General features: G+C 51.6%; 11 protein-coding genes and 1 tRNA gene. 4 read left to right on the top strand and 8 right to left on the bottom strand.

Going from position 1 to position 15,442, the window contains the following annotated elements:
* From porW to HPS55_RS12345, 3 genes are all read right to left on the bottom strand, one after another.
* Window positions 1-2,981, bottom strand: a 2,981-nt coding sequence (gene porW / locus HPS55_RS12335; RefSeq protein ID WP_410543865.1) for a type IX secretion system periplasmic lipoprotein PorW/SprE, incomplete at its 3' end; no start/stop codon positions are given.
* A gap of 88 nt (window positions 2,982-3,069) precedes the next feature.
* Window positions 3,070-3,465 (bottom strand): hypothetical protein, encoded by a 396-nt coding sequence (locus tag HPS55_RS12340; RefSeq protein WP_172178260.1) that lies wholly within the window; start codon window positions 3,463-3,465, stop codon window positions 3,070-3,072.
* A gap of 14 nt (window positions 3,466-3,479) precedes the next feature.
* Window positions 3,480-4,730, bottom strand: coding sequence for a 3-phosphoshikimate 1-carboxyvinyltransferase (locus HPS55_RS12345; RefSeq protein WP_172324983.1), 1,251 nt, complete (start codon window positions 4,728-4,730; stop codon window positions 3,480-3,482).
* Between the two features lie 753 nt (window positions 4,731-5,483).
* Between HPS55_RS12345 and HPS55_RS12350 the strand changes: the two genes are divergently transcribed.
* A tRNA-Pro gene (locus tag HPS55_RS12350) sits at window positions 5,484-5,557 on the top strand.
* Between the two features lie 127 nt (window positions 5,558-5,684).
* Here the strand turns inward: HPS55_RS12350 and HPS55_RS12355 are convergent.
* Window positions 5,685-6,233: a DUF3332 domain-containing protein gene (locus HPS55_RS12355; RefSeq protein WP_172178264.1), complete on the bottom strand. Its 549-nt coding sequence runs from the start codon at window positions 6,231-6,233 to the stop codon at window positions 5,685-5,687.
* 268 nt (window positions 6,234-6,501) lie between these two features.
* On the opposite strand from HPS55_RS12355, the gene HPS55_RS12360 reads away from it, so the two are divergent.
* The 3 genes from HPS55_RS12360 (at window position 6,502) to aat (ending at window position 9,877) form a co-directional block, all read left to right on the top strand.
* A complete protein-coding gene (locus tag HPS55_RS12360; RefSeq protein ID WP_172178266.1) occupies window positions 6,502-6,810 on the top strand; it encodes an ATP-dependent Clp protease adaptor ClpS in 309 nt (102 codons plus the stop codon).
* 21 nt (window positions 6,811-6,831) lie between these two features.
* Window positions 6,832-9,141, top strand: a complete 2,310-nt coding sequence (locus tag HPS55_RS12365; RefSeq protein ID WP_172178268.1) for an AAA family ATPase — start codon at window positions 6,832-6,834, stop codon at window positions 9,139-9,141.
* Between the two features lie 88 nt (window positions 9,142-9,229).
* Window positions 9,230-9,877, top strand: a complete 648-nt coding sequence (gene aat, locus HPS55_RS12370; RefSeq protein ID WP_172178270.1) for a leucyl/phenylalanyl-tRNA--protein transferase — start codon at window positions 9,230-9,232, stop codon at window positions 9,875-9,877.
* A gap of 148 nt (window positions 9,878-10,025) precedes the next feature.
* Here aat and HPS55_RS12375 read toward each other — a convergent pair whose 3' ends face one another.
* The 4 genes from HPS55_RS12375 to HPS55_RS12390 all read right to left on the bottom strand — a co-directional run bounded on the left by HPS55_RS12375 (window position 10,026) and on the right by HPS55_RS12390 (window position 15,424).
* Window positions 10,026-12,008, bottom strand: a complete 1,983-nt coding sequence (locus tag HPS55_RS12375; RefSeq protein ID WP_172178272.1) for an Omp28-related outer membrane protein — start codon at window positions 12,006-12,008, stop codon at window positions 10,026-10,028.
* A 39-nt stretch (window positions 12,009-12,047) separates the two neighbouring features.
* A complete protein-coding gene (locus tag HPS55_RS12380; RefSeq protein ID WP_172178274.1) occupies window positions 12,048-12,770 on the bottom strand; it encodes a hypothetical protein in 723 nt (240 codons plus the stop codon).
* Between the two features lie 84 nt (window positions 12,771-12,854).
* Window positions 12,855-13,715 (bottom strand): Omp28 family outer membrane lipoprotein, encoded by an 861-nt coding sequence (locus HPS55_RS12385; protein WP_172178276.1) that lies wholly within the window; start codon window positions 13,713-13,715, stop codon window positions 12,855-12,857.
* Window positions 13,716-13,729: 14 nt separating this feature from the next.
* Window positions 13,730-15,424, bottom strand: a complete 1,695-nt coding sequence (locus HPS55_RS12390; protein ID WP_256372671.1) for a DUF6029 family protein — start codon at window positions 15,422-15,424, stop codon at window positions 13,730-13,732.
* Between the last annotated feature and the right edge of the window lie 18 nt (window positions 15,425-15,442).

Here is a 15,442-nt window from a genome sequence, read left to right on the forward strand (position 1 = left end):
CCAAGACCGTCGTCATCGTCTGTGGTTGAAGGCTGCTGTACCGGAGCCTGAGGCGTATCGCCGAGACCAAGACCGTCGTCATCGTCTGTAGTAGAAGGCTGCCCGGGCGCCGGCACTTCAATACCCGCCGGCAAATTAACCTCACCCTCCGGCACCTCTACACCTTCAGGAATGTTGAGCAGCTCCTCATTGCTTATCTGCAACGGAGCAAACGATTTCTCAAAGAAATCCTCATAGTCCACATAACTGTATCGTGTGCCGAGCATCTTCAGATTCTCCTCGCTGATAATGATGCGGCGGCAACCTTTAAGCCGTTCGGCCATAGCCGCATCGGCATAAAGCTGACGGGCATATTGCAGAGCCTCATCGTAATTAAGGAAACCGCTTATCAGCATTCGGCTGATGCCGTTGTCCACGTCAACTGTGATGTCGAAGTTGCGCACCATGAAATTGGAGAAGTTATATCTGGCCATCTCGAAAAGCAGCTGATTCGAGTTGAGCGAGTCGGCCCTGTAAGCCAAAAGAAATACAAAACCCGTGTTGCGCTCCATGCTCAGCGTATCGGTAATGGTGCTGTCAGCCGCCATGTCCGCCCCACGGCGCGACCATATATCGCCTATGTCAAACTTTCCTCCATACAATGCCCTGCCGGCCTGCACGCCCTTGATAATCATTCCGGCCATCTCCGACACATCGCTGTCGGGATATTTCTCCACCACTTCCTTCATGCTTTTCACACAAGCCGTGGCATCTCCCTCATTGAGACGGCTCAATCCGTCGATGAATATGAACTTCGCCCTGTTGGCTCCCATAGGAAAACGTTCGGCCGACAGGCGCGTGTTGGCAGCCACCTCGTCATATCTGTCAGCCTTGAAAGCGTCGTAAGTGGCGGCATACAGCGAGTCTTCTATATGTACGCCGAAGAGAGCGTTCTCTGCAAAGTAAGGATCACTGAGCAGCACAGTCCATTGGCTCTCCGGATAGTCTGCCTGCATACGTGACAAACACCTGGCCGCAATGTCGTGACGCCCCATCCGCGAGTAAAGCAGAAACAGATGATACCATGCCTCATCGTTCTTCTCATAGTCGGCATATTGCTCAGTGAGCCTTTTGAGAGCTTTCTCGCCAAGCGGCAGATTGTCCAGTTTGTCCTTGAATATCACTCCGGAGTTGAACAGTCCGTCCTTTATTATATTGTCGCTTTCGGCCTTCTGCTCATCCGTAAACGGAATCTGTGCAAGATAATACTCGCGGGTATGGGGGTCCGTCGCAACACTGTCGCTTCCTTCCACATTCTCCCCCGCAGCCACATCGGACGAAACCTCGCTGCCATTCACGCTGACTGAATCTCCGGCCAAATCCTCACTTTCAGCACCTTCGCCTCCCGCCAGATTCACCACAGTGCGGTTGGCACGCTGCCAGTCGTCCACATTCTCGCGCTTGCCCCACTGCTGCTGGAAGGCCGTCTTGCCCTGGTTCACGGCCATTGTATTGTAAAAATACCACGTGCCCGACTTTCCTGCCGCTGCGGTGTTTGCCCCCGTTGTCCTGTTGTTGCCGAATCTGTTGCCTAAGGCAGCCTGCGCCGCCTGCCGCTTGTCGGCTTCGGCCTCTTCGGCAGCCCGTTTTTCCTCTTTCTCTTTCTTCTTCAAAGCCTCTATCACACGGTCGATGGCCGCATTACGCTCGTCCTCCGGCAAACCGGCAAGCACCTGCAACGAATCTTGCAGATATACGGCATCGGTGAAAGGTACCAGTTCGTCGAGCACTTTCGAGCGCGCCGACAGTTCGTCATAGTCGGCACGTTCCTTGTCCAACAGTCCGATGGCTTCGCCATAACAGCGTTGTGCGTCGTTATACTTCTCGCGTGTCCAGTACAGATTGCCCAGTTTAAGCAGCAGCACACCTTTCTCTATACCGTTGCGCACCGATTTCTCGTTGCCTTTCTCGTAGGCGGCAATGGCATTGAGAGTGTCGCGGTCGGCAAGATAAATGTTTCCTATGGCATAGTAGACCTGGTCAAGATAGTCCTTGTTGTTGTCCGAGGCAGCCATGCGGCGCAGCCGTCTTATCATCTGACGCGAGCGTCCGCCGGCCATGACTTCCGTCTGGGCGATGCGGGCATTGAACTCCACCTCGTAAGGCGGGCTCTGCCTGACCACACGACTGTATGCCTTGTAGGCCGATTCCCTGTTGCCCAGCTCCGTCTGAAGCTGTCCCATGAGATACCACATGCGCGCTTTCTGCTTCTTGCGGCGTTCGTGCCTTATGGCTTTCGCCAGATAGGCGGCAGCCTCTTCATATCTGTGGCTACGCACGTAAAATCCGGCGTAGGCATAGTCCCAGTCCTTCACGGCACGATAGTGCATCGTGTCACGCCGCATCTTCATTATCACGTCCTCGGCGTCGTAGAGCCAGTCCAGTGAGGTGTAGCTCCGCGCCAGCCACGCACGCGCTATACCATTGATTTCAGGCTGAGTGGCATACAGACGCGACATGTATGAAAACGTTGCCGCCGCCTCGTCAAAATTGCCTTTCTGGTATTGCGACTTTCCGAGCATCAGCCATGCTTTCCACAGGAAAGGGTTGTACTCCCTGCGGTTGAGCCACTCTATGTCCTTGGCTGTCTTCCTGCGGTTCTTTGTCCATTCCGGACGTCGCTTTATACTGTGCAGCTTGATAGCCTTTTCCGATTTCTCTATCGCCCTGTCGAAGTTGGACCGGCCGAGCTCCCTGCTCGACTTGTTGGCCACGGCATCAAGGGGAATCATCTCGGTAAAGTTGTCTTTATTGCCGTTTTCCTTCTCTATCATGCCGTCTGTAAAGGCCAGACTGCCATTATAATAAGTGTTGTAACGGGCATTGAACGAGTGCCACCACCGGCTCTTCGCCGTATTCTTATGCGACGAACAGGCCGTCACGAGCAGCAGAGCCGCCACAACGGTGACAGTAACAATATATATGTGTCCAAACCTTCTCACATTAAATTAAACTTCAAAACAGCGCTTTTTATTGTTCTCGGTGCCGCATAATTAAGCATTCAAGACACCGGTATGACGTTTTCCGGCCTCAGCCCGCTGCCGCATCGTCCATTATCATCATCATCTCGTCCTTAATCTGGTCGGGCGGCTCTATGCCGCGCAGCGCCATGCTGCGGCTCCACGGAGCCACCTCACAGGGATTCATGGTGAGCATTACTTCGCGGAACATCTCGGCCTCATCGTCTGTATATCCGTCGGAACGGCGGCCGGCAAACATGTCGAGTTCCTCGTCGTCGTAGTACTCTACATCTTTCACGGCCGCCTCCATCATGCAGTCGTGCGCGCACTTGGCGCTTTCGCCGCTGCACGCGGAGCAGTCGCTCTTGGGCTGCACCACCCCGCCGCCGTCACCGCGTGAAAACAGCATGCTGCCCAGCGCCACTGTGACACCGAGCACTATTATTATGATGATGAGTACGGTCACGTCCGGCAGTATCGTTATTCGTGAATGTCTATTGCGAAGCCCGAACTCTTCAGGTCGTTCCAGAAATGCGGATACGACTTTGTAACCACATGAGGATTGTTTATCCTGACTCTGCCCCATTTCATAGCCAGCGGTGCAAAGGCCAATGCCATGCGGTGGTCGTCGTAGGTATCGACAGCGGCATCGGGCAGAGGCTCGCAACGCTCACCGCTCCACACCAGCTCGCGCCCTTCAACGTCGCGCAGCACGTATCCCAGCTTTCCCATCTCCCGCTTGAGCGCCTCGATACGGTCGGTCTCCTTGATTCTCAACGTCTGCAAACCGGTAAACCTGAACGGCACACCAAGCGCGGCGCAGCACACTACGAAAGTCTGCGCGAGGTCGGGCGAATTGATAAAATCGTACTCCAACCGCGGAACACAATGGCCGTTGCGGCTCAGCCTGACGGTAGTGGGAACACCCTCTTCGGTCGTACCGAACGTGGTCTTCACGCCAAGCAGGCTGAATATGTAACTCACCGACGAGTCGCCCTGCTTGCTGCCATCCATCAGTCCGGTGAGCGTCACTTCGCTGTCACGGCCGCCCAGCGCCACCATTTCATACCAGTAGGAGGCTGCGCTCCAGTCGTTTTCAATGTTGTAGCCGCGAGCCGCATACGGCTTGGGGGCCACGGTGATGGTGCTGATATCGGTCCACTCGGCTTCGGCACCGAACTCACCCATTATCCACAGTGTCATGTCGATATATGGACGCGATATTATATCGCCAGTAAGGTGCAGGCGCAGTCCGTCGCGCAGCACGGGACCTATCATAAGCAATGCCGAGATATACTGCGAACTGACATTGCCGGGTATCTCGATACGTCCGCCGTCGAGCGGCCGGCCGGTTATACGCAGCGGCGGATAGCCTTCCTCACCGGCATATTCCACTTCGGCTCCGAGGTATCGCAGGGCGTCAACAAGCAGCCGTATGGGCCGGTGACGCATGCGTTCGATGCCGGTTATGGTGTGCCGGCCGGGCGTAACGGCAAGATACGCCGTAAGAAAGCGCATGGCCGTACCGGCGGCCTTGATGTCTATCACCTCAGGCATGTCGCGCAGGGCCTTTATCATCACATCGGTATCGTCGCAGTCGGACAGATTTTGAGGCAACATGCCGCCACCCGAGAGCGCGTGGATTATAAGAGCCCTGTTGCTCACACTCTTCGACGACGGCAAGTCGACTGTATGGTTAAGTACGGCCGGAGCCGTTATCTCATATTGCATTATGATATTTTGTTATATTAAATATGTAAAGTTGTTGCAAAGTTAGTCGAAATCACAAAGATAACAAAGCAAATAACATTTATTAATAAGGCTGATAACACCTGTTTTGACATCAAACGACGCTGTCTGGCAAACTGCGGAAACAAACGGTATGTACTGTGGAACATTATGAATTGACGGCCAAATGGCAACAACCAAATATCTTTACTTTAACGTATGTTAAGCGACATCCGGACCACAATTTATGCACTAAGGGCCGAAAATAGCGCTTTTTTGCGTCAAAACAGAGTATGCTGACAATCAGCGTGTTACGAATTCCGGCCCGTATTTTTCACGTGTCAAGAAAGCAGAGAGGGCCTTTTCGCCTTGCAATAAGACCGTTATTGCATTGCAACGGCGGCCTTATTGCAAGGCGAAAAGGCCGTTGCGGGAGTGCCGGGAGGCCCTTACGGCAAGATAATCATGTCAAAAACACGTGTAAAAGAAGCAGAGAGGCCCTCGCGGCTTTTCTATTTCGGGAAAAACAAAATGCGTTTTTTTCAGAATTATCTTTATCTTTCTATCGTCGCATAATGTATTTACGCATATACATTTCATACCGGTCGAAAACCGGACATCCGCGCGATGTGCCGACATCAGACATGAGAAAAAATGAAAATAGGCAGAAAAACACAAAAAACATCGTCAAAAATTTGCATTTCTCACTAATTATCTCTAATTTTGCACCCGCAATGCTGAAAGCAACGCAAAGGACGGGATGTAGCGCAGTTGGTTAGCGCACGCGTCTGGGGGGCGTGAGGTCGCTGGTTCGAGTCCAGTCATCCCGACTGAAAAAGAGAAAGCACTGAATATCAGTGCTTTCTCTTTTTACTTATATCCGCCAGCCCGATAGTATGGGCAGAAATCCCATGCCGGGGCAGCGGAATATTGCAAGCGTGCCGGACTGTGCAGCCATTAATTTGTTGCGGCAAAATATACACCGCCGTTGGCTGCCATGCGCAGGTCGTAAAGCCCTACTTCATCCTGAGTCACGTTTATTGTGCCGCCGTCGGGCAGGTATGCCTGTATGGTGCCGTCCTCGTTGAAGCGGAACAGTTCGGTCTCTTTTCCGTCGGCCTTCATCATCCACGAGTCGTCATCGGCATTGTGAACGAAGTACACTTTGTCACCGTCGGGCTTGGTCACCTCGTATCCGTCCTTCATTGTTTTCACCGCATACAGACGGCCGTCCTGTCCCCACACATTCTCCACATGGCCTACACGTGCGATTGGCGACCGTCCGCTCCAGAACTCGACAGTGTTGAGCACCAGCAAATCGGCGACACCGCATACGGCATAAGCCGGAGATATCACGATGAACACAAGCTCGTTCAAGAACTTATTGCCTATGCCCTTGTTCCAGGACAGCAGTTTGTTGAAAAGACCGAACGAGCCTATACACGAACTCATTGTCAGTGTTCCCGCCAATATGTACACGGCGGCCTTGATTGTAACTTTTCTCATAAAGGTTCTGTTTTTCAGATGTATATACTTGAATTGTTTCTCTCTATGCGGCAGCAATGCTTTCACGCATGCCTTTACCGCCGTGCAAATATAGTAATAGCCACTGAAAAAACACCGTTCGTGTATAATATTTTAACATACTTTTCTTACCTTATACATCTTTCAAAACATGTTTATCCGGCATGCCATTGACGCGGCTGCAGTTTAATATGAAATTTTATTCACGCCTACGATGCCTCATATTGTTTTTTTTGCCTACTTTTGCATCATGGAAAAAGAACAGTCATCCGTAAAGGAACGGCAGCGCACCGGCACCGATGAACCGCGCAGATATAAAGTGACGATACACAATGACGATTTCACGACAATGGACTTTGTGGTGATGATTCTCACCACCGTATTCTTCAAGAGCAAGGACGAAGCCGAAAGCCTGATGCTTGCCGTGCACCACAGCGACAAGGCCGTAGTGGGAGTATACAGTTACGACATAGCTGTATCAAAGGTACATAAAGCCACGCGCATGGCACGTGAAGCCGGTTTTCCGCTGCGCCTGACATGCGCGCCGGAACAAGAATAAAGCATAGCCGACAATCATCTTATGGAAATACGATTTTCACCTTCAGTAAACAAAGCATTCAAGGACACGCTTGAGATATGCCGGCGCTTCCGACATGAGTTCATCCTGCCCGAACATCTGCTCATGGCCCTGCTCGGACAACGAGACATGACGGTTGCCTTGGACAACTACGGATGCGATCCGGAACTTCTGAAATCGGACCTTACAACATACTTGGACGGCACAGAGCGCGTGCCGGACACTGTAGAATATGAAATCGAACCGTCGACACAGACAGAGGAAATGATAGCCATGGCCTTCAGCATAGTGGAGTCGTCGAGTGCCAAATGGCTGAAAGTGGCACATCTCGTAAAGAGCATAATGCTACTTGAGGATTCCTTTGCGGCATACAGGCTCAACGAAGGACTGGACGACCTTGCGGACGACTTCATGAGCGAGCTGATATCACGCTACGAAAATGCCGGCGAGAACGGGACCGGACATCCGGAAGGCATGCCGCCGCAACACCACAGACTGCACGATACCACCCGGAATGACTCTGACCGCAATGAAAAACCGGCAGGAAAACAGAAAGAGGAAAACGCGGAGACGGCGGGCAACGACTGGCGCAGTCTCGTGATATGTCTGAACGAGCATATCGAAGGACGCAATCCGCTAATCGGACGCCAGCGGGAACTGGAGCGCACGATACAGGTGTTGTGCCGCAAGGAGAAGAACAATCCGCTGCACGTGGGAGAGCCGGGGGTGGGCAAGACGGCGCTGGTATACGGACTGGCGCGGCTGATAAACGACGGTCGTGTGCCGGAACGCCTGAAAGGCAGCCGGATATATCTGTTTGACCTTGGCACGCTGGTGGCCGGAACGCAATTCCGCGGCGACTTCGAAAAGCGCATCAAGATGATAATGGATGGCGCGGCACAGGAGGGAAACGCCATCGTATATATAGACGAAATACACAATCTTGTGGGGGCCGGAGCCACAGGCGAAGGCTCGATGGACGCCTCGAACATGCTCAAACCGTATCTCGAGGCGGGCAACATACGTTTCATCGGATCTACGACATACGAGGAGTACAACCGCCACTTTGTCCGCAGCAAGGGACTGGTGCGCCGCTTTCAGCAGATAGACATCATGGAACCGGACATAGACGAGGCCATCGGCATACTGCGCCAACTCAAAAAGAACTACGAACAATTTCACGGCGTGACATATGCCGACACAGCAATAGACTTTGCCGTAAGGGCGAGCGCACGGCATATCAGCGACCGCTTTCTGCCCGACAAGGCCATAGACCTGATAGACGAGGCCGGAGCCTATCGCGAGATACACCCGCTCGACAGGCAGAAACGACAGACTGTGGACAAAGCACTCGTAGCCGAGATTCTGTCGAAAGTGTGCAAAGTGGATGCTTTGGCCATGAAAGAGGACGACAACGCCTCACTCAAGACGCTCGGAAAACGCATAAGCGCCAAAATATACGGACAGGATGAAGCCGTAAGGCAGGTGACCGAGGCGGTGCTGATGGCAAAGGCCGGACTTACCGACGGGACGAAACCGCTGGCCGCATTGCTCTTCGTCGGACCGACCGGAGTAGGCAAAACCGAGGTGGCACGGGTGCTGGCCGAAGAGCTTGGCATAGAGCTGGTGCGCTTCGACATGAGCGAATACACCGAGAAACACACCGTGGCCAAACTGATTGGCTCGCCGGCAGGATATGTGGGATACGAAGACGGCGGACTGCTCACCGATGCCATACGCCGCACTCCCAACTGCGTGCTGCTGCTCGACGAAATAGAAAAAGCGCATCCGGACATATACAACATTCTGCTGCAGGTGATGGACTACGCCCGTCTGACGGACAACAAGGGACGGAGGGCCGACTTCCGTAATGTGGTGCTGATAATGACATCAAATGCCGGCGCGCAGCATGCCTCTCAGGCAAATGTGGGATTCACCGGCAACACGACGGCGGGTGAGGCCATGATGAAACAGGTGAAGAAGACATTCAAACCCGAATTCATCAACCGGCTGTCGGCAACGGTGGTGTTCAACGACATGGACCGCACCATGGCATCGCTCATTCTCGACAAGAAACTGAGCCAATTGCAGGAACAGCTGACGGCACGGCGGGTAACGATGCGGCTCGAAGACAATGCACGCGAACATCTGCTCCGGCTCGGATTCACCCGCGAATACGGGGCACGTGAGATTGACCGCGTTATCAACTCACAACTGAAACCGCTGCTGATGCGTGCCATTCTCTTCGGAAAACTCAAAAAGGGCGGCATCGCCGTCATCGAACAAAAGGACGGTTCGCTGGTACTTGGATAACAACGGCATATGCAGACGGGGCAAGACCCGCAGATTTATAATCCACACCCGCATAAGACGAAAGAAACAATTTGGATATATATACATTATGTTTTTCAGACTTGACAATACACAAGTATCCTTTCCCGATCCTCGACTCGGAGAGCCGGACGGACTGCTGGCCATTGGCGGCGACCTGAGCATCGACCGCCTGCTGCTGGCTTACAGCAACGGCATTTTCCCGTGGTATTCGTTCCGCGACTGCGACGAACCGCTATGGTATTGCCCGATGGAACGGTTCGTCATCTTTCCCGAAGAGATTCATGTGTCGCATTCAATGCGCACGCTGATAAACAAAAAGCGTTACCGCATGAGTTTCAACGAAGATTTCGACGGTGTAATAGCGGCATGCAGCAACCTGCGCATCGGGGAACAAGGGGCATGGCTCGGAAACGACATGATTATGGCTTACACCGAATTGCACCGCCAAGGCTTTGCTGCAAGCGTCGAAGTATGGGACAACGACAACCTCGTGGGCGGACTATACGGTGTCTGCATCGGCCGCGCATTCTTCGGAGAAAGCATGTTCTCGCTTGTGCCAAGTGCCAGCAAACTCGCTCTGATATATCTTGCACGCTTTTTCAGCACACACGGTGGGCGCCTGATAGACTGCCAGTTTGAAACACCGCACCTGAAAACCATGGGCGGACGATATATCGCTTATGACGAATATATGAAGATAATCTCGGAAGATTGAGAAATTGAGAATTGAAGATTGAGAATTGAGAATTGAAGATTGAGAATTGAGAATTGAAAATGGAGAATTATGATTACTATTGCTCGTCAACGATATAGCAACAGTAATCATAATTCTCCATTTTCAATTCTCAATTCTCAATTAATATTTATTGTCTCACAACGACCTTGCGCGTCTCGCCATTGCTCATCTTGACAATATTAATGCCTTTCCGAGGAGCTGCCAGACGAGTTCCGCCAACAGTATAACGCGAAACCTCATAGATACCATTACCGTCAGCAAACGGCTTGCTCACGCCTGTAGCATTCTGCACATTTACCATCTCGACATTTGTAACATACTTGTCCTCCAGACTTTCAGAATCCAGCGGACGGCTGATGAAAGCCACCACACGCATGTTTTCATGCTTCCAGCTTGAAGTCCATTTGACAGAATAGTCGTTCTCGTAAGAATTGCCGTTCCAGTTTATGACATCACCGGTAACACTTGTCACACACTTGCGCAACACACAGTTGTGGGTAAACTTTGTAACCCATGTTCCATTATTCAGCTGCCTTGATATAAGTCCATCCTCAACAAGGTATACACTCAACTTAGCATCCTCGCCCATGAAATCGGAGAATTTTTCAACACCGTCTCCAACAACCTTCACATTAAGTTTGCCGGCTTCAGGATCATATATTGCCGACACATTTACCGTGGCAAAGGCAGGATATTTCGCATTGTTGTCATCTATCCATCCACTGAACATCTCAGCCACCTGATCCTTGTATATCTCATTATAACCGAGTCCCTTGACCATCGAATAACCATCTTCATTCTTACTATCGAAACATATACGGTTGAACGAGGCGCTCGGGTATCCTGTCAATTCTTCCAAAACCATTATCTTGTCACAGTCGGCACTGTTATACGGATCGATTACAGAAGGATTCATTATTCCATGGACAGATACACGGGCTATATCGCTACGCTTGGCAGCAAGCGCCTCAAGCATCCGGTCACCTATCGGACAATATGTGCATGAGTTTGAAGTGAAATGCTCGACAAGCTGTTTGCTACGTTTGAAAGTCTCACCATAAACAGTAAAGACTGCCTCATCACTATCGTCGCCTGTATTTACCGTTGGGACGGTGCCGTCAATCTTGTCCACCGCTACGGTAAGGGTATGCTTGCCTAAAGCCAGAGCGGCAGGCAACGTTATGTCATCCGACACGGTTGCTGAAGATGAGGCACTGAAAGATATGGGTGTATTGAATGTCTTGACCACGCTTCCATCTATCGAGACATTGACAGTATATTCTTTGGGAACAACCGTACCGAAGTTTTTCAATGAGAAAGAATATGCAAGTCTGTCACCGACCTTGTTGTAGAAATCTGTAGTCAGGGCTCCCAGTATAATGTCCGTCTTGGGATAACTGTCGCTCTCGACAACAGCCTGGACACTCAGGCTGCCATAAGATTCGGAACCTATATTGTACCATCCCAACCCATCGCCATAATTGCCATAGATAAAAGACGGAGAAGCTGGGCCGGCCATCGACAATGGGTAACACTCGGCATTGTAGGTCTGACCGTTATTGGCATTGCTCTGTACATATTCAAAACCCATTAACAAGACATCAATACCTGTCATATCTAATGTATAAGGAGTGGCAAGGGTAACGGTGTTCCATCCTACGGCCGATGTTCCGGAAACATTTTCCGATACGAGATCAACCCAGCTGTTGCCATTCTTCAACGCCTTTATGAACACACGGTTTACCTGTGCCGGTTCTGTGACGCCATAACGCATGCTTACAACCTTTCCTCCGTTAAACTTCATGGCATAATCAATATCTATCAGAGTCGCTATCGTAATGTTGCCTGCAAGATTGGGCAATCCCAGTCCGTTTCCTTTTCCGGCAATATCATCAGTATCATAAGGGCCGAGAATCTTCTGGTTGTCAGCCAGCTGTATCTTCTTTACAGACGAAGGTTTGTTCTTTTTGACAACCGTCATGCATTCCGGATTCTTCATCAAACGCAAGCCAGCATCAGCCTTTTTCACTGTAAATACCTTGCCATTCTGGGCAACAGCCGCACTTACGAATATAAACACGGCGAAAAGTGGAAGTAGAAATTTACTCATTGTGTTGATTTTTTGTTATTATATATAAGCTGTAAACTGTTATCTCACGACCTTCTTGACAGCGACACGCTTGCCGTCTATTACAGTCTCATGGATATACAGTCCTTTATCGAGCGCCTGCACCTCTGCTTCCGTACCGTTGTCCACAACCTTAAGGCCTGACATGTCATAAACATTATATGTTGTCAAGCCTGTAGCATTGACATCATCGATACCTGTGGGATCGGCATAAATACAATTTATGGTAATCTTCGGGCCGTTGGCCTTGAAAGAATATTTGGACGGAATACCGTCATTCCATTCCTTTACCTCCATTGTACGTAACTGCACAGTAAACCGGGCCGAGCCATAAACTCCTTCGGTGGGCATCCACTCGGACTGAAGGGATTTCCTTTCACCGGCTGTCATAGTTCCTGTTTCAGGAGTGGTATAGTCTGCCGGAACCGTAGGAGGACATTGCACCGGGAAACAGAACTGCAGCGCCCCACTCGACATCTCTTCCGTCACCACACGAGCCCCTACGTATGCCACATCGCTGGTGGTATTCTCAACAAAAATATCAAATTTGGCTTCAACCCGTGAAAGTATTCCCGGTATAAGATCTACCTTTTCCGCCACAGCCGTATAAGTTCCGCCATCGGGAATCTCATTGCCGTTCTTATCCACAAAGCGGAAAGTATTGTCTACTGTCTGTGCGCCAGCTCCTGCAAAACAAGCCATGAAAGCCATGGCTGCAAATAATGTTCTTGTAAAAATCTTCATATACTATATAAATATTATATCCTTGTATTTCTTTACCCTTAAACTCTTTTACCGTCAATTTTGATAACCGTCAAAGCACCGGCTTCACTCTTCGGTGTCACCATCAGAAGTTTCTGTCTTTGCAATGACGGGGGCTTTAACCACGTGCAACACACCGTCGCCATTATATACAAACGCCACCACCGACATGTTCTCCGCCTTCCAATGGTCTGCAAGCACGGCCTCAGCTGTCACGGTCTTGTCCTCGCCCTTGGCTATGGCTATCGGCTCGCCGTGAGCTCCGTTCACCGCTGTGCGAAGCACATGATTGTGCATGTAATTAATATCCGCAGTGCCCGACGGCATAATCTGCGGCGCTACGATGCCGTCCTCTACGAGCCACATCTGCAGATTGCCCGACGCTACCTCCACACCGTATGTCTCGACGCTCACGGTCACCTTGCGTGCGGTTTCGTCGTATACATTGTTTATCTTCAATGCCACCGGCGATTGCATGCGCAGTATGCCCTGTGCCTGAAGTATCCATCTGTCGGGCAGATATGTACCGCCTACACGGCCTATGCGGCCTGCGGGCTGGGCCGGGCTGCCGGCATCCTTGTAATACTGCTCGCCAAGGTCTGTCTGAAGTGCCAGATTGCCAATCGTGGACGGAAATACCATACCGGAATGTATGGCCACAGCCACCACCTTGCCCGGGTAGGCCTCTTCGAGCTGCTCTATCACAGGCACGGCGTTGGGACAATTGACACACATCTGCCCTGTAAAGTCTTCTATCAGCACGGCACGCTGCACCGATGTCGGACGCCCTGTATCGTCAGGATTTTCCGGCGGGGCGACGATGCCCGTATCCACTTCGATGTAACGGTCGGCCTTGTCCACCTCATCGCACGAGGCCAGCGCCAATACGGTGCAGGCCACGGCATATATAATGCTCTTTATCTTCATATAAACTTGTCGGCTTAGAAATTATAGTTGTACGAAACGGTAACGCCCTTCGACGCCGGAACATAGCGGCACACGCCACCCGAACAGTTATAACCGGCACGGGTGCGGCCGTAACCCAGCTGCAGACGGTGACCGCCGTTGGTATATGTGACATATCCCGAATAGTAATGCTCCTTGTCCTGATAGGCACCGTCTATGTCGGGACGACCGTACATGTCGCTTACCGTCACCATGAAACGGGGAAGTATCGACAATTCGAGCAGACCGAACATCCAGTCGCCGCTCTCATGGTCCGTAGACAGATACTGAGCCTCTCCGCGCAGTGTCAGCTTGCGGTTGAACTGATATTTGCCCTCGGCCACAAAGATATCGGAATGTATCATGCCACCGTGACCCTCTACGACGGTCTGATTGTAGAATTGGTTCATGTACATCAGGTTGAGTTTGAACTGTCTGGAAAGTTTCTTCTCCACCTGTACGTCCAAGTCCTGATAGTACATTCCGTCGCCCCACTTCCAGAACGACGAGCCGTAGCCGTCGGAACCGGGCACACCACCGTCGCGGTCAGTGCGGTTGATGCCGTGCACGTGCGAGTAGTTCAGTTTGACCTTAGTGCCATACTTGCCGCCCAACAGGGTGTTCTTCCTGAAGTTGTAGCCCAGCTCTGCCTGATAGGCCCACTCGCCGTTGGCATTGGTGGCATAGGGATAAAGAGCGGCCAATGCGTAGGTATGGTCGAGGGTGAACGCCGGAAGATGGTTGATGAACGACGAAGTCAGTGCCCCTTCGTCAAGCGTGCGACGGCTCTTGAACGCCATATTGTCGCTGCGCTTGGCCTGCAGCAACAGGCTCATGCCGCGCTTTGAGTAAGACCCGGAAAGCATGGCTACATATCCCTTGCGATAAATATACGGATAGAGCTTGTCGTAAACGGGGTCCTGAGTCTTCTGGGCATACTCTGCCAAAAGGTTCAGCCCGCCCTTCTGCAAGCGTGCACGCACATCGAAAGCATTGACATTGCGCGGAAGATTGAGACGATGGTTCACGTCGCTCATTATCACCTCGTCACCGTCGTGCTTGTTGACAAACGAAGCCCCAAGAGTAAGATACGTGCCACTCTCGCCGAGCGGACGAATCAGCCGGTCGAGGCCTATCTCGACGTCGGCACCCGATATGAGTGCGTCGTTGTAGCTCCAGTAGTTGCGCTGCTTGCCGCTGAGGGCCTTTATCGTGACGCCGTCCACGGGCATCACCGTGACACGCCCGCCCAACAGCGAATTGTCGATGCCAAGGCTTCGTTCCTCGTATGTACGGAGGATAAAGCCCGAACCGAACTGCTCGTAGAAATTACCTGCCGTAACCTCAAATTTCTTCATATGAAAGCGGACGTAGGCATTGCCCAGTCCCCAACCCTTGAACTTTTTGTCGAATCCTGGCAGCGGATGTTGAAGATATTCAAGCCGTGCGCCGGCGTCGAAATAGTCGTTGTCGTCATACTTGCTCATAACGTTCACGTCGACATACGTGTTTGTAAGTCCCCAGTCGCTGTATTCGCCGGTACCTATCTTGCTGTCCTCCTGAGGTATGAGGACGTCACTCTGCACGCTTCCGGTCACGGTGAGGGTCTTCTGCCCGTCGTCCTGCGCCTGTGACATAAGTACGGAGCACCCCGCGGCAAGAAGACATAATAGTCTGTTGCTTATTGTCATTTCAATATATTCTGTCTG

Source organism: Xylanibacter rodentium (assembly GCF_013166575.1).
In the GTDB taxonomy this organism is placed as follows: Bacteria; Bacteroidota; Bacteroidia; order Bacteroidales; family Bacteroidaceae; genus Prevotella; species Prevotella rodentium.